The organism is Streptomyces sp. NPDC002623 (assembly GCF_053592635.1).
Genome location: NZ_JBSFWB010000035.1, coordinates 1 through 14063, shown reverse-complemented (window position 1 = coordinate 14063; position 14063 = coordinate 1). Strand labels below are relative to the sequence as shown.

Annotated in this window: 14 protein-coding genes; 9 read left to right on the top strand and 5 right to left on the bottom strand. The window is 70.9% G+C overall.

What is annotated here, in order from left to right:
• Positions 1-64: 64 nt before the first annotated feature.
• On the bottom strand, positions 65-1246 hold the full coding sequence (locus ACWD4O_RS39650; RefSeq protein ID WP_451287829.1) for a CaiB/BaiF CoA transferase family protein: 1182 nt from the start codon (positions 1244-1246) through the stop codon (positions 65-67).
• A 115-nt stretch (positions 1247-1361) separates the two neighbouring features.
• Here ACWD4O_RS39650 and ACWD4O_RS39645 point away from each other — a divergent pair, with 115 nt between their 5' ends.
• From ACWD4O_RS39645 to ACWD4O_RS39620, 6 genes are read left to right on the top strand one after another with little or no spacing between them, the layout of a single operon-like run.
• Positions 1362-1853 (top strand): PaaI family thioesterase, encoded by a 492-nt coding sequence (locus tag ACWD4O_RS39645; RefSeq protein WP_351912218.1) that lies wholly within the window; start codon positions 1362-1364, stop codon positions 1851-1853.
• Between the two features lie 4 nt (positions 1854-1857).
• Positions 1858-2715, top strand: a complete 858-nt coding sequence (locus tag ACWD4O_RS39640) for an enoyl-CoA hydratase-related protein (RefSeq protein ID WP_451287826.1) — start codon at positions 1858-1860, stop codon at positions 2713-2715.
• A gap of 16 nt (positions 2716-2731) precedes the next feature.
• Positions 2732-3178, top strand: a complete 447-nt coding sequence (locus ACWD4O_RS39635; protein ID WP_451287824.1) for an FAS1-like dehydratase domain-containing protein — start codon at positions 2732-2734, stop codon at positions 3176-3178.
• Positions 3175-3615: a MaoC/PaaZ C-terminal domain-containing protein gene (locus ACWD4O_RS39630; RefSeq protein ID WP_451287822.1), complete on the top strand. Its 441-nt coding sequence runs from the start codon at positions 3175-3177 to the stop codon at positions 3613-3615. The genes ACWD4O_RS39635 and ACWD4O_RS39630 overlap by 4 nt, the downstream gene beginning before the upstream one ends.
• Positions 3616-3619: 4 nt before the next feature.
• Positions 3620-5056 carry a class I adenylate-forming enzyme family protein gene (locus tag ACWD4O_RS39625; protein WP_451287820.1) on the top strand — a complete coding sequence of 479 codons (1437 nt, stop codon included), beginning with the start codon at positions 3620-3622 and terminating at the stop codon, positions 5054-5056.
• Positions 5049-6146: a serine hydrolase domain-containing protein gene (locus ACWD4O_RS39620; RefSeq protein ID WP_451287818.1), complete on the top strand. Its 1098-nt coding sequence runs from the start codon at positions 5049-5051 to the stop codon at positions 6144-6146. The genes ACWD4O_RS39625 and ACWD4O_RS39620 overlap by 8 nt, the downstream gene beginning before the upstream one ends.
• A gap of 263 nt (positions 6147-6409) precedes the next feature.
• On the opposite strand, the gene ACWD4O_RS39615 is transcribed toward ACWD4O_RS39620, so the two are convergent.
• Positions 6410-7591: an amidohydrolase family protein gene (locus tag ACWD4O_RS39615; protein ID WP_451287816.1), complete on the bottom strand. Its 1182-nt coding sequence runs from the start codon at positions 7589-7591 to the stop codon at positions 6410-6412.
• A gap of 115 nt (positions 7592-7706) precedes the next feature.
• Positions 7707-8510, bottom strand: a complete 804-nt coding sequence (locus ACWD4O_RS39610; RefSeq protein WP_451287814.1) for a FadR/GntR family transcriptional regulator — start codon at positions 8508-8510, stop codon at positions 7707-7709.
• A 150-nt stretch (positions 8511-8660) separates the two neighbouring features.
• Between ACWD4O_RS39610 and ACWD4O_RS39605 the strand changes: the two genes are divergently transcribed.
• Positions 8661-9611, top strand: a complete 951-nt coding sequence (locus tag ACWD4O_RS39605) for an enoyl-CoA hydratase-related protein (protein ID WP_451287812.1) — start codon at positions 8661-8663, stop codon at positions 9609-9611.
• Positions 9608-10210 carry a DUF2889 domain-containing protein gene (locus tag ACWD4O_RS39600; RefSeq protein WP_451287810.1) on the top strand — a complete coding sequence of 201 codons (603 nt, stop codon included), beginning with the start codon at positions 9608-9610 and terminating at the stop codon, positions 10208-10210. Before ACWD4O_RS39605 ends, ACWD4O_RS39600 begins: the two co-directional genes overlap by 4 nt.
• On the opposite strand, the gene ACWD4O_RS39595 is transcribed toward ACWD4O_RS39600, so the two are convergent.
• On the bottom strand, positions 10195-11556 hold the full coding sequence (locus tag ACWD4O_RS39595) for a 6-phospho-beta-glucosidase (protein WP_451287808.1): 1362 nt from the start codon (positions 11554-11556) through the stop codon (positions 10195-10197). The genes ACWD4O_RS39600 and ACWD4O_RS39595 overlap by 16 nt on opposite strands.
• Positions 11553-12305: a DeoR/GlpR family DNA-binding transcription regulator gene (locus tag ACWD4O_RS39590; protein WP_451287806.1), complete on the bottom strand. Its 753-nt coding sequence runs from the start codon at positions 12303-12305 to the stop codon at positions 11553-11555. The genes ACWD4O_RS39595 and ACWD4O_RS39590 overlap by 4 nt, the downstream gene beginning before the upstream one ends.
• 320 nt (positions 12306-12625) lie before the next feature.
• Here ACWD4O_RS39590 and ACWD4O_RS39585 point away from each other — a divergent pair, with 320 nt between their 5' ends.
• Positions 12626-13900 (top strand): extracellular solute-binding protein, encoded by a 1275-nt coding sequence (locus ACWD4O_RS39585; protein ID WP_451287804.1) that lies wholly within the window; start codon positions 12626-12628, stop codon positions 13898-13900.
• Positions 13901-14063 lie beyond the last annotated feature (163 nt).

Genomic DNA, 14063 nt, shown 5'->3' with positions numbered 1-14063 from the left:
TCCGACCGTCGCCGTGACCATCGAGAAGGGCGCCGCCACCTTCGTCGAGCAGGTGTGACAGGTCCTAGACCACCCCCCGCGCCCGCAGCTCCGCCAGCCGATCCTCCGTCACCCCTGCCAGCTCGCCCAGGACCTGGGCCGTGTGCTCGCCGAGCGCGGGCGGCGGTGCGTATCCCTCGACGGGGGTCGCCGAGAGCCGGACGGGGTTGGCCAGCAAGGGCAGTCCGCCGGCCTCGACCAGCATCTCGCGGTGCCGGACCTGGGGGTCGGCGAAGACCTCGGGCAGCTCGTTGAACGGCCCCGCGGGCACGTCGTGCCGGTCGAGCACGGCCAGCCACTCGTCGCGGGTCCGGGTGCGCAGGACGTCCTGGAGCACCGGCAGGATCTCCGTGCGGTGGGCGATGCGCGCGGAGGTCGTGGCGAACCGCGGGTCCTGGAGCAGATCGGTGCGGTCGGCCGCCGCGCAGAACGCGGCGAACTGCTTGTCGTTGCCGGCGACGAGGAACAGCGGTCTGTCGCTGCACATGAACGACTGGGACGGGATCCCCCCGTACCCGCCGTTCCCGCGCCGCTCGGGCACCTCGCCGGAGACCAGGTAGTTCATCGCGAAGTGGGACAGCGAGGCCAGCCCGCAGTCCAGCAGGGAGAGGTCGATGAACTGGCCCTCCCCGGTGGCGTCCCGGTGTCGCAGGGCCGCCAGCACGGCCGTCGAGGCGTAGAGCCCGGTGAGGATGTCGACCATGCTGATGCCGACCTTCATCGGCTCGTCCGGGTGCCCGGAGACGCTCATCATCCCGGACATGGCCTGGAAGATCCCGTCGTAGCCGGGCCGCCGGGCGTAGGGGCCGGTCTGTCCGAAGCCGGTGACCGACAGATAGACCAGCCGGGGATCGATTCCGCGCAGGCTCTCGTGGTCGAGGCCGTACTTCGCCAGGGTGCCGACACGGAAGTTCTCGACCACGACGTCCGAGCGTGCGGCGAGCGCTCGGATCAGCTCCTGCCCCTCGGCGGTGGCGTGGTTCACGGTGACCGACCGCTTGTTGCGGTTGCAGGAGAGATAGAAGGCGGCGGTGTCCGTCCCGGGCGCGAACGGGGGCCCGTACGTCCGTGAGTCGTCGCCCGCTCCGGGCCGCTCGACCTTGATCACCTCGGCGCCCAGGTCGCCCAGCAGTTGGGTGGCCAGCGGCGCGGCGAGAATACGGGACAGGTCGAGGATGCGGATCCCCTCCAGGGCGGCAGACGGCATCGAGCACGCTCCCTCTTAATTGGTTAGATAAATGATACATCGATGCTCGCGGATGGCGCTGAATCATGTAACTATATGGACCTGGGTAGCGAGGCAGAGACCGGAAGGTGCGCGGATGACCGTCGCGGCGAGGACCCTCACCGACCAGGAACAGCGCGAACGCCGCGAGTGGTTCCGGGCCCGCTGGGAGCGCGGGGTCGCCTTCAACCGCTTCTGCCGCCTGCGCGTGACGCGTTGGGACCCGGACGGAGTCGAGATCGCACTCCCCTACACCGAGACCCTCTCCGCCCACGAGGGCGTCTTCCACGGCGGGGTGATCTCGGCGCTCATCGACACCGCGGGCGCGGGAGCCGTGATCTCCGGGCACGACTTCACCAAGGGGAGTCTGCTCAGCACCGTGTCGATGTCGGTGCAGTACCTCGCGCTCGCCCGGGGCCAGGAGGCCGTTGCCTACGCCCGTTGCCTGCGGCGGGGCCGCAGACTGCACTTCGCCGACGTCGACGTGATGGCCGACGGCCGTATCTGTGCCCGTGGGCAGGTCGTGGTGAGCATCTCCGGGGAACGGGCCGGTGTCGGCGACCCCATCGAACCGCTGACGGAGGAGTGACGCGATGCCCGATGAGCCCGGCAAGGACGCTGACGACGACCTGGTGCTGTACGAGGTCGACGAGGACGGCGTCGCCACGGTCACCCTCAACCGGCCCGAGCGCAAGAACGCCTGGAGCCTGCCCATGGAGCGCCGCTACTTCGCGCTGCTCGACGAGGCCGCGCAGGACCCGGCCGTCCGGGTCGTGATCGTCACGGGCGCGGGCCGGGCCTTCTGCCCCGGGATGGACGTCCAGCGCCTGGAGCGGAACGCGCAGCCCGGCCAGTCCCTGAACCTACAGGCCCGCGTGCCCATGTACAGCAAGCGGAACATGCCGAAGCCGCTGATCGCCGCCGTCAACGGCGCGTGCGCGGGCATCGGCCTGGTCCAGGCCCTCGTCTGCGACGTCCGGTTCGCCGCCCGCGGGGCCCGCTTCACCACCGCGTTCACCCGCCGCGGCCTGGCCGGCGAGTACAACCTGCCGTACGTGCTGCCCCGCGTGGTCGGCCTGGAGAACGCGCTCGACCTGCTGCTGTCCGGCCGCGTCTTCGACGCCGACGAGGCGAAGGCCCTCGGTCTCGTCAGCCGGGTCGTGGAACCGGCGGACCTGCTGGACTCCGCCCGCGCCTACGCCCGTGACATCGCCCGCAACTGCTCACCGCGCGCCATGGCCGTCGTACGCCACCAGGTGTACGGCGACCTCGACCGCCCCTTCACCGACGCCCTGGCCCGCTCCTACTCCGCGATGGAGTTCTTCGCGGGCTCACCGGACTTCCGCGAGGGCGTGGCGAGCTTCGTCGAGAAGCGCGAGCCCGAGTTCGAGGGCCTGCCGCCGGACTTCGATCCCGAAGAGGCCACCCGCGACGCGTTCCTGCCGTACTGACCGAGGAGTTGACGAGATGACAGCGCAACCGTTCCCCGTCGAGGCGGGGCACATCATGATGTTCGCCCGCGCCATCGGCGACGAGAACCCCTCGTACGCGGAGTTCGCCCCGCCGACCTTCACCATCGCGAGCGCCCAGTACGACCCGGACTACCGGATGCGGCCGGGGGCCGGACAGGAGTGGTTCGGCTCCGGTCGTGCACCGGGGGTGATGCCGGAGTGGGGCGGGGGCCTGCACGCCGAGCAGCACTACGAGTACCACCGTCCGGTGCGCGTGGGCGAGACGCTGTACGCCCACGTCGTACCGGGCGGGAGCTGGGAGAAGCGGGGCCGCAGCGGACGACTGCTGTTCAGCGAGCGGATCACCGAGTACCGGGACGCGGCCGGCGAACCGGTCGTCACGGCCCGTCAGGTGGCCGTCGTGCCCGAGGGGCCGGTCACCAGGAAGGACGAGGGCCGATGACCCTGCACATCGACGACGTCAAGGTCGGGGAGAGCCGCGAGCGCGTGCTCGTCGACGACCTCAAGCGCACCCGGATCGTCCAGTACGCGGGCGCCGGCGGCGACTACAACCCCGTGCACACCGACGAGGTGTTCGCCACCGAGGTCGCCGGATATCCGGGCGTCTTCGCCCACGGGATGATGACGATGGGCATGGCCGGACGCGTGCTCACCGACTGGGTCGGCATCGAGGCCCTGCTCAGCTACGGCGTGCGCTTCAAGGCCCAGGTCTGGCCCGGCGACACCCTCACCGCCACGGTGACCGTCGAGTCGGTCGAGTCCGTGGAGTCGGTGGAGGATTCGCAGTCCGGAGCGGTCGCCCGCTTCTCCCTCACCGCGGTCAACCAGAACGGCGTCGAGGTGGTCAGCGGCACCGCGGCGGCCCGCCTGGAGCAGTGACGAGGTGGCCACCTGGACCGCCATGGTGAGCCGGGCCTACGACCACGCCCGACCCGCCGCCCGGTTCGGCGACCTGACCTGGACCGGTCGCGAACTCCTCGACCGGGCCGGCGGCGCGGCCGACTGGCTGGACACGCTCGGGCTGGAGCCCGGCGCACCGGTCCCGGCGCTGGTCGCCACCTCCGCCGAAGCCCTGGCGCTCGTCGTCGGCGGCGCCGGGTCCGGCCGTCCGCTCGCCCCGCTGGGCGTCCGGATGACCGCGTACGAGATCGCCGCCGTGGTCCAGGAGACACGGGGTCAAGTCCTGCTCGTGCAGCCCGAGTTCGCCGAGCTCGGCAGACAGGTCGCCGAGCTCTCCGGCCGCAGGGTCGCGGTCGTCCCCGAACTGGCGGCCACGGAACGGGAGTTGACCGCCGACCCCAACGAACTCGCCGCCGTCCTGCACACCTCCGGTACCACCGGACGGCCCAAGCCCGTCCCCATGACCCAACGACGCCTGGCCGCCCGCGCCCGCGTCAACGGCGAGCTGTGCGCGCTCGACGCCGACAGCTTCTACGGCGGCAGCGCCCCCTTCCACCACATCGCGGGCCTCGGCAACATCGCCGTCGCGCTCGCCGCGGGCGCGCTGATCACCGGCCTGCCCCGCTTCACCGTCGAGGGCTGGGCCCTGCTGCGGTGCCTCGGGGCCACGCACACCAGCATGGTCCCGGCGATGCTGGAGACCCTCCTGGCCGCCGGCGAGGCCCGCCACGAAACGCTGCGGGTCCTCCAGTACGGCGGCGCGCCCGTCCGCCCGGGCACCCTGCGACGGACGTACGAGGCCATGCCCGGCGTCCGTATGCTCAACATGTTCGGCCAGACCGAGGGCTCCCCGATCAGCGTGCTCACCCCCGAGGACCACCGGGAGGCGGTCGCCGGACGCACCGAACTGCTGCGCTCGGTGGGGCGGCCCGCTCCCGGGGTCGAGGTCAGGGTCGACGATCCCGGGCCCGACGGCATCGGCGAGATCCACGCCCGCGCCGACCATTTCTTCCGGATCGACGCCGAGGGCTGGCTGCACAGCGGAGACCTGGGCCGGATCGCGGACGACGGCTACCTCTACCTCCTCGGCCGGCGCACCGACATGATCATCCGCGGCGGTGAGAACGTCCATCCGCTGGAGGTGGAGACGGTCCTCGCCGCACATCCCGCGGTGGCGGACGCGGCGGTGACGGGCATGCCCGACGAACGGCTCGGACAGACCGTCGTCGCCTTCGTCGTCCCGGCCGATCCCGACGCCCCGCCGCAGCCGACGGCGCTCAGAAGTCATACCCGCGCCCGGCTGTCCGGGTTCAAGGTCCCCGTCCGCTGGTGGTTCGTGGACGAACTGCCGCGCAACGCCAACGGCAAGCTCGTCCGCAGTCGGCTGCGGGAGCCGCACGAAGGAGGAACACGTGCCTGACACGGTCGACCCGGTCCGCCTCGACACCCTGCTGAGCCGGATCCGCCGGGAGGTCGAGCAGGGTCCCCTGCCGTCCGCGCAGGTCGCCGTCGCTCATGAAGGGCGGTTGGCGGCCTTCGAGACCTACGGCGACGCCGGTCCCGGCACCCGGTACGTCCTCCAGTCCGTCGGACGGTCGATCGTCGCGGGCGCGGTGTGGAAGCTGATCGGCGACGGGCTCCTGGACGTGGGGGAGCAAGTCGCCGCGATCATCCCGGAGTTCGCGCCCAACGGGAAGGAGGCGGTGACGGTCGAGCAGGTGCTCACGCACACCGCCGGCTTCCCGTTCGCGCCTCTCGGGTACCCCAAGATGCTCGACCGTGAGCAGCGGCTCGCCGCCTTCGGGCGCTGGCGGCTCGACTGCCCACCGGGCAGCCGCTTCCAGTTCCACCTCACCTCGGCGGCCTGGCTGATCGCCGAGATCGTCGAGCGGCGCACGGGTCTGGCCTTCGCCGACTATCTGCACGAGCGGATCGCCCGGCCCCTCGGCCTGTCGTCGATCGAGCTGGGCGTCCCGGAGGACCGGCAGTCGGCCACCGTCGCCCCGATGCTCGCGACGGACCGCACCGATGACGACCAGGAGCCGGACCCGTGGGGCCCCTGGTACCTGTCCGACCCGCGCGTCCTCGCGGCCGGCGAGCCCAGCCACGCGCTCGTCGGCACGGCCGCCGACGTCGCGCTCTACTTCCAGGCGCTGGAGCACTCGGGCCTGTGGAAGCCGGAGGCGGTGGCGGAGGGGCGGCGGATCAGGCTGACCGAGCACCCGCGCGGCGAGCAGATCTACGGCGGGGGCGGCAGCCGGCGCACCAGCATGGGGCTGTTCGTGACCGTGGCGGGCCCCGACGCGGGCAGCGGTCTGCCGTCGACCGGGTCGCCGGCGCTGTTCGGCAGCGCCGGCGCGGCCTACCAACTCGGCTTCATGGACCCGGAGTCAGGCCTGTCCTTCGCCTGTCTGAGCAACGGCTACCCGCTGGCCGGCTACGACCACTCGCCGCACGGCACCGCGTTCATCGCCGACATGGCGAACCTGGCGGCGGGCCTGGTCCGCTAGGGCCTGTCCGGCCGATCATGCCGCAGACGCGGGGTGTGGCACGCACATCTGCTGCGTTGTCGTCGGTTGCCGACGCTCCGCGTCGACGCCCTCCTCCGCCTTGCAGCTGCACGCTCCCCCACTCTCGACTGCGCTCGAGCGGGGGGACCCCCATCACCCCGCTCACCGGTGCTGATTCGGCACCGTCGCTTTCCTGCGACTTGATCGACCGGACAGGCCCTAGAGCCGGACCGGGCCCGCCGCCAGGCGAGGTTCCATGGCGCTCAGCGGCTGATCAGCTGCTGAGCGTTGTGGTACATGATGTCGTCCTGGACCGACTCGTCCAGCTCCGAGATCAGCTTGCGGAAGTCGGCCGGGTCGGCCAGGCCCTCCGCGTGCGGGAAGTCGGAGCCCATGACGATGGACTCGTGGTAGCCGAGACGCTTGACCAGGGCCACGGTGTCGTCCTCGGGGTAGGGCACCACGCGGATGTGCTTGCGGAAGACCTGGCTGGGCCGCTCCTCCAACTGCCCGCCGATCCAGGGGCCGTTGCGGCCCATGCCCCGGCTCTTGTCCATGTGGCGCACGAAGTGCGGCACCCACTCGGCGCCGAACTCGGACACCAGGACGTTGATGTCGGGGAAGCGGCCGAAGAGGTTGTCGAAGATGAGCGCGGAGAGCGTCTCCTCGATGGGCCGCTGGCCGTAGGTGTTCTGCCACTGCCACGCCGACATCCGGAAGTGGATGGGGTGGGGGTCGAAGCCCCACGAGGGCGCCACCTGCGAGTTGTAGTAGAACTCGCTGATGTGGTAACAGACGCTGGCCTTGGCCTCGTTGACCAGTTTCCAGAACGGGTCGAAGTACGGGTCGCCCGGCGAGCGGCCGTACACCGGCCCGGTGGGCAGCAGGATGAAGCGGGCGCCCTGCTCCAGGACGTACTCCAACTCCTTGACGGCGCTGGGCAGATCGCGCAGCGAGAGTAGTGCGGGGGCGTAGATGCGGCTCTGGTGGTCGAAGCCCCACACCTCGTTCATGTACCGGTTGAACGAGTGGTAGTTGGCGTAGAGCGGCTCGACGCCCTTCACATACTCCTCGGCGACCAGAGCCCAGCCGCCCGGGTACATGATCGTCTGGTCCAGTCCCTGCTCGTCCATGACCCGCAGCCGGGCGTCGCGGTTCTGGTACGCCTCGTGCATCGGCTCGAACCGGTACGTCTCCTCGGGGTTGCCCGAGGCCATCGCCTTGAGCATCTCCTTCAGCGAACCCGGGCGGTACACCTGGCCGAACTCCGGCTCCAGGCATACGACGATCCGGTCCCCGGCGAGAATCACCTCCCGCCCGTCCGGCAGCGTCACCGGCGCGACAGCCGCCCCGAGGAACTCCTTGGGAAGGTAGCGGGTGAAGGAGTCCCGCTCCTCGTACATGTGCTGGTCGCAGTCGAAGATGCGCTTGCGCTGTTCGGCCATGGCCGTCGCCTCCGGACCCCAGAGCTAATCGGTACGCCTCCTATAATTATCTAACTGTTTCGCTGAGGCAAGGGGGTGACGGCGGGCGGTGTCGGCAGGCGGAGCCGGGGTCGGCTCAGTCGAGGAGTTCGAGCACCGTCTTGGGGCCCGCCGCGTTCACGACGTCGTCGGCGCTGGAGATGTGCCGCTGCCACAGCTTCTCCGCCTCGTCCGCCTTGCCGGACTCGATCAGTCCGACGAGTCGCACATGCGCCCGGTGCCCCTTCAGGGCCTGCGCCTTCTGCGTCTCGGCGTCCGTGGCGGCCGCGGTGTACGAGGCGTTGGCGCGGTCGATGATGGTGCGCACCATGCTGCACAGCAGGATCAGGGTCTGGTTGCCGGTGAGCTCGACCAGCAGCGCGTGGAAGGCGTCCTGGGCCTCGACCAGCGCGAGCGGGTCGTCCAGGACGGTCTTCTCGGCGGCCACCGCGGCACGCAGCCGCTTGATGTCGTCCGGCGTGTTCTTCGCCGCGAGCTGGCGGGCGCAGGGCGGCTCGATCATGGCGGCCGCGCGGTAGAGGTCGCCCAGGGTGGCGCCGCGGTACTCGAGGATCAGGCCGGCGAAGCGGGCGGCGACCTCCGCGTCGGGCGCGCTCACCCGGGCGCCGCCGTGGGCGCCGCGGCGGACCGTGATCAGGGACTCCGACTCCAGCACCCGGAACGCCTCGCGCAGGGTCGGCCGGGAGATCCCGAACTGCTCCATCAGGCCCGACTCGGGCGGCAGTGCGTCGCCGGGCTGCAGCTCGCCCCGGACGATCTGGCGGCGCAGATGCGCGGCGACCAGTTCGGCGGTCTTCGGCACCCGCACCTGACGCCCGACGCGGCTGCGGGCGGGGACGGGCACGGTCGCCGTTTCGCTTGCGCGGGCTGCCTCGGCCACGGTGGGCTCCTCAAATAGCAAAATGAATCGTCTTAGTGCATCGAGGGTACCAGGTCAAGGGATGGGTGGATCTTCCCTTGGCGGGACTTCGGCGAGGCTTCTGGTATACAGGTGATTCATCTACCTATTAGGCTGGTGGGAGAGACCTCGATGACCGAGAACCCGACCCCGATGGCCCCGGTGGCCCCGCCGACCCCGGTGATCCTCACCGAACTCACCGACGACGGCGTCATGCTGCTCACCCTGAACCGGCCCGAGCGGCACAACGCCTGGACGCTGGAGACGGAGCTGCTCTACAACGAGCTGTTCGACCGCGCCGAGGCCGATCCACGGGTGCGGGCCGTGGTGCTCACCGGCGCCGGGCGCAGCTTCTGCCCGGGCATGGACATGAGCGTGCTGGACGGAGCCTCGTCCGGCGCCCGCCCGTGGCCCACCGATCGGCTGCCGCCGCGCACCCGCCCGATGTCCTTCCCGAAGCCCGTCGTCGCGGCGATCAACGGCGCCTGTGCGGGCATCGGGTTCAACCAGGCGCTGATGTGCGACGTCCGGTTCGCCGTGCCGCACGCCAAGTTCGCCGCCGCGTTCAGCGCACGCGGGCTGGTCGCCGAGGACGGCGTGTCCTGGCTCCTGCCCCGGCTGGTCGGCCATGGCGCCGCCAGCGATCTGCTGCTGTCCTCACGCCGGATCACCGGTGCCGAGGCCCTGGCGATGGGCCTGGTCAACCGACTGGTCGAGCCGGCGGAACTCCTCCCGGCGGCACTCGCCTACGCGAGCGAACTGGCCCGCTCGGCCAGCCCGTACGCGATGTCGCTCATCAAACGGCAGCTCGCCGACGACCAGGCCAGGACCTTCACCGAAGCCCGCGACCACGCGGCCGCCCTCCTGGCCACGGCCAAGCGCGCCCCCGACTACCGCGAGGGCGTGCGCAGCTTCATCGAGCGCAGGCCGCCCGAGTTCGCGGGACTGGGCGAGCACGCGACCGAACCGCAGAACGAACCGCAGAACGAACCGCAGAACGAACCGCAGACCGAACCGCAGACCGAACCGCAGGACGAACTTCAGGACGAGCCGCAGGCTGCACCGGAGGCGACCGCGTCATGACCCCCGCCGAACCCCCGCTGCACCGCCGGACGATCACCGTCACCGCCCGGGAGGAGGACGGCGAGGAGATCTCGGTCGAGGCGGAGCTGTGCGACGAGCGGCCGTGGGCGCAGGGACCGGCCGGTGCGGTCCACCGGATGACGCTGGCCGTGCGCGTCCGTCGCACGGACATGGTGATCACGGCCGCCGCGGCGGACCTGCGGACCTTCCCGCACGCCGAGTGCCCGCTCATCGCGCCGGCCTTCGACGGCCTGGTCGGGCTCAGCGTGGCCGCCGGATACAACCGGGCCGTCCAGCAGCGCTTCCGCGGCGTCTCGGGCTGCTCCCACCTCTATGAGCTGGCCCGGGTGCTCGGACCTGCCGTGGTGCAGTCCGCCATGTCGGCCAACGCGCGACGCCGTGCCGCGGGCGAGCCGGCGAACGGTCCCCGCGCCACGGCCGGGGTGCTCGACAGCTGCCACATCTGGGCGCCGGACGGCGTCGGCCTGCGCAAGCTGGACCTGGGCTGGCGTCCGGGCTCCGGCCCGCGCCCGGTCCCGCCGCTCGACGCCTTCGAGCACCCGGACGGCGTCCCGGAGGAAGGTCAGCGGCCCAGATAGCCGAGTTCGGGGAAGTGGCGCTGGTAGGCGTCGAGCAGCCGCTTCGCGACGGCGTACGAGTCGATCAGCGGGTGGATGGTCAGCGCCTTGACCGCGTGGGCGCGCTCACCGGTGGCGGCGGCGTGGATGACGGCGTGCTCGACGGCCTTGACCGCGCACACCAGGCCCTTGCCGTGGTCGGGCAGCGGGGCTCCGGCGATGGGCCGGGCGCCGTTGGCGTCCACATGACAGGGGACCTCGACGACGTCGTCGTCATCGAGGACGTCGATCCGGCCGCGGCCCCGGACGTTGAGGATCAGGGAGACGCGCTCGTCCAGGGCGATGGCCCGCATCAGGGCGAGGGCCACCTGCTCGTAGCCGCCGGACTCCAGGTCGCAGGAGTCGCGTTCGCCCATGCCGACGGCGTCCCGGTTCTCGGCCATGTACGTGATCTCGCGCTCCAGCCGGGTGGCGTCCCAGGCGTTCCAGGCGGCCCGCGCGGCCGGCGGCGATCCCTCGGCCGTGCCCAGGGAGTCGTAGAAGTGCTGCTGCTGGGAGTGGAGGAACGCGCCCCGGGTCTGTTCGGCGGCCATAGCGGAGCCGACCGACTCGCGGTTGAAGTAGTAGTAGTGCAGGTATTCGTTGGGCAGCGCCCCGAGCGTGCGCAGCAGGTCGGCGCCGAAGAGCTTGCCCTCCTCGAAGGAGGTCAGGGCCGCCTCGTCCGCGAACAGCGCCGGCAGCAGGTCCCGGCCGTCGGCGTACAGACCGCACAGCCAGCCCAGGTGGTTGAGCCCGACGTAGTCCAGGCGGACGCGGGCCGGGTCGGCGCCGATCGCGCCGGCCGCCCGGCGGCCGAGACCCACCGGGGAGTCGCAGATGCCGATCACACGGTCGCCGAGATGGGCCGTCATGGCCTGGGTGACCATGCCGGCGGGGTTGGTGAAGTTGATGACCCAGGCGTCGGGCGCCAGGGCCGCGACCCGGCGGGCGATCTCCACCGCCACCGGGACCGTGCGCAGCCCGTAGGAGATGCCGCCCGCGCCGACGGTCTCCTGGCCCAGGACGCCTTCCTCCAGGGCGATCCGCTCGTCGGCGGCGCGTCCGCCGAGCCCGCCGACGCGGATGGCCGAGAACACGAAGTCGGCGCCGGTCACCGCCTCGTCCAGGTCCGTGGTCACGGTGACGACGGGGGCGTCGGGGTGCCCGGCGGCCTGGTCGGCGAGGACCTTGTGGATGGTGGTCAGCCGGGAGGCGTCGAGGTCGTACAGGGTCACCTCGGTGACGCGCCCCGGGCCGCGGTCGCCCAACAGCGCGCGATAGACCAGCGGCACCCGGAAACCGCCGCCGCCCAGGATCGTGAGTCTCATACTTCGACCACCTCAACTCCCGCCTCACGCAGTCGATTACAGGTCTTCTCGTCCCCGGGGGCGTTGGTCACCACGACGTCCAGCTCCTCCGGACCGCACACCCGGGCCATGCCGGTGCCCGGGAACTTCCCGGCGTCCGCCACCAGCACCACCTGGGCGCTCGCGGCGATCATCGCCCGCTTGACGGGCACCTCGACGGCGGTGGTGTCCAGCACCTGCCCGTCGGGGCGGACCCCGCTGGTGCCGAGGAACAGCCGGTCGGCGTGGATCTGCCGCAGGTTGTCCTCGGTGAGGAAGCCGACCAGCGAGCGGTAGTCGCGCCGGACCACCCCGCCCAACAGGATCAGCTGGACGTCCTTGTCGTCCTGGAGCTCCTCGTAGACGGCGAGATTGCTGGTGATCACGGTGAGGGACCGGCCGTGCAGATGACGGGCCACCCGGTGGGCCGTGGTGCCGATGTCGAGCAGGACCGTCTCGCCGTCCATGACGAGGTTTGCGCACCAGGCGGCCAGGGCGTCCTTCGCCTCGACCCGGACGGCGGCCACGTCGGCGAACGGGTCGTCCTCGCCCAGCACGGGCGCGGCGCCCCCGTAGACGCGTTTGAGCAGGCCCTCCTCCTCCAGCTGCACGAGGTCGCGCCGGATGGTGGCCTGGCTGGCCCCGACCTTCACGGCCAGCGAGACCGCCGAGGTGGGCCCGTCCGCGCGCAGGACACGCAGGATCAGCTGATGTCTTCGGTCAGGGAGCATGCGGCAGACCATACTCGCGAACTCGCCAAACTCAAGCAAAGTCACGCATGAATGTCTCGATACGTGCTTGACCCTTGTCAAACCTGCGCACCGGGTGCACTCTCTTGCGTAATTCGGAGCCAGTTCCGGACCCCACTCCGGTCGGCCGAAGCGGATGAACGGCGCATTACGCCGCCATGGACGCATCGGCACCGTCTGAGAGGACCAGGTCACAAGCCCCGGGTGGCCGAAGGGTTCACACCACGCCGATGCCCTTCGGCCACTCGGTCCCCGCAGCGCCCCAGGCCCCTCTTTGACATGCCGAAAACTAGGAGAAGACCGTGGACCTTTCCCGCAGACGATTCCTCCAGGCCGCCGTACTGACGGCCGCCGCGGCCGGCGCCACCGCAGCGTGCGGCGGCTCCGGGTCGAGCGGCAGCAAGGACAGCAAGAACCTGAGCCTCTGGTACTGGGCCGGCGGCCTGAGCGACAAGGTCGTCGCGGACGCCAAGACGCACTTCTCCGAGATCAGCCTCAAGACCTCCGTGGTCGGCGGCGACTTCAAGACCAAGCTGCTCACCGGCCTGCGGGCGGCACAGTCCGCCCCGGACATCACCGGGATCAAGGGCGAGGACATCGCCTCCTTCCTGCCCAACGCCGACCGCTTCGTCGATCTGAAGACCGTCGGCGCGGACAAGCTGGTCCCGCAGTACCTGTCGTGGAAGCTGAAGCAGGCCACCACCCAGGACGGCAAGCTCATCGGCTTCCCGATCGACATCGGCCCCTGCGCCACCTTCTACCGCGAGGACCTCTTCGCGCAGGCCGGACTGCCCACCGACCCCGCCCAGGTCTCCGCGCAACTCGCCACCTGGGAGGACTACTTCAAGGCCGGCGTCGAGCTGCACAAGGCCGTGCCCAAGACCTACCTCGTCAACAACATCGGCTCGGTCTTCACCATGGTCGTCGGCCAGGGAACCACCCGGTTCATCGACGAGGACGGCAAGTTCATCGGCGACCAGGACCACATCCGCACCGCCTGGACCACCGCGGTGAAGCCCTACACCCTCGGCATCGACGCCAAGATCAACGACAACACGTGGAACGCGGCGATCGGCGCCGGCACCCTGGGCACCGAGATCGGCGCCGCCTGGCACGCGCTGGACATCAGCAACGCCGCCCCGGGCACCAAGGGCAAGTGGCGGGTGGCGAGCCTGCCGGGCGGGCCGTCCAACCTCGGCGGGTCCTTCCTGGCCATCCCCGCGACCAGCGGAAACCCCGAAGAGGCCTTCAAGATCATCAGCTGGATCCTCAGCCCCGAGAACCAGGCCCGCGGCTTCACCGACGCGGCCCTGTTCCCGACCGCCCCGGCCGCCTACAAACTGCCCGCGCTGACCGGCGGCGACGCCTTCTTCGGCGGCCAGAAGACCATCGAGATCTTCGGACCGGCGGCCGAGAAGATCCCCGCCGCCTACGAGGCCCCGGCCGACGCGGCGGTCTCGGCTCCCTTCTACAGCGAGCTCACCAGCATCGAGGCCAAGGGCAAGGACCCCGACACGGCCTGGAAGGACGCTGTCAGCCAGGCCAAGCAGATCGCCCAGCGGCAGGGAGTGAAGTGACATGTCGTCAAGCCCGGTAGCCGGCCCGGCCGCCACCGGACCGTCCTCCGGATCCGACCCCGGACCCGTCGGCCGGCCGGCCCGAGCCTCGGTGTCCTGCGCCTTGAAGATCTCGCCCTGGCCGGTCTTCTCGACCATCTCCGCCATGGTGCGGATGTCGCTG

What these genes read in the sequence shown, in the direction of transcription:
- ACWD4O_RS39650 (WP_451287829.1), bottom strand. Translation starts at nt 1,246, where the DNA reads ATGCCGTCTGCCGCCCTGGAGGGGATCCGCATCCTCGACCTGTCCCGT.
- ACWD4O_RS39645 (WP_351912218.1), top strand. Translation starts at nt 1,362, where the DNA reads ATGACCGTCGCGGCGAGGACCCTCACCGACCAGGAACAGCGCGAACGC.
- ACWD4O_RS39640 (WP_451287826.1), top strand. Translation starts at nt 1,858, where the DNA reads ATGCCCGATGAGCCCGGCAAGGACGCTGACGACGACCTGGTGCTGTAC.
- ACWD4O_RS39635 (WP_451287824.1), top strand. Translation starts at nt 2,732, where the DNA reads ATGACAGCGCAACCGTTCCCCGTCGAGGCGGGGCACATCATGATGTTC.
- ACWD4O_RS39630 (WP_451287822.1), top strand. Translation starts at nt 3,175, where the DNA reads ATGACCCTGCACATCGACGACGTCAAGGTCGGGGAGAGCCGCGAGCGC.
- ACWD4O_RS39615 (WP_451287816.1), bottom strand. Translation starts at nt 7,591, where the DNA reads ATGGCCGAACAGCGCAAGCGCATCTTCGACTGCGACCAGCACATGTAC.
- ACWD4O_RS39605 (WP_451287812.1), top strand. Translation starts at nt 8,661, where the DNA reads ATGACCGAGAACCCGACCCCGATGGCCCCGGTGGCCCCGCCGACCCCG.
- ACWD4O_RS39600 (WP_451287810.1), top strand. Translation starts at nt 9,608, where the DNA reads ATGACCCCCGCCGAACCCCCGCTGCACCGCCGGACGATCACCGTCACC.
- ACWD4O_RS39595 (WP_451287808.1), bottom strand. Translation starts at nt 11,556, where the DNA reads ATGAGACTCACGATCCTGGGCGGCGGCGGTTTCCGGGTGCCGCTGGTC.
- ACWD4O_RS39590 (WP_451287806.1), bottom strand. Translation starts at nt 12,305, where the DNA reads ATGCTCCCTGACCGAAGACATCAGCTGATCCTGCGTGTCCTGCGCGCG.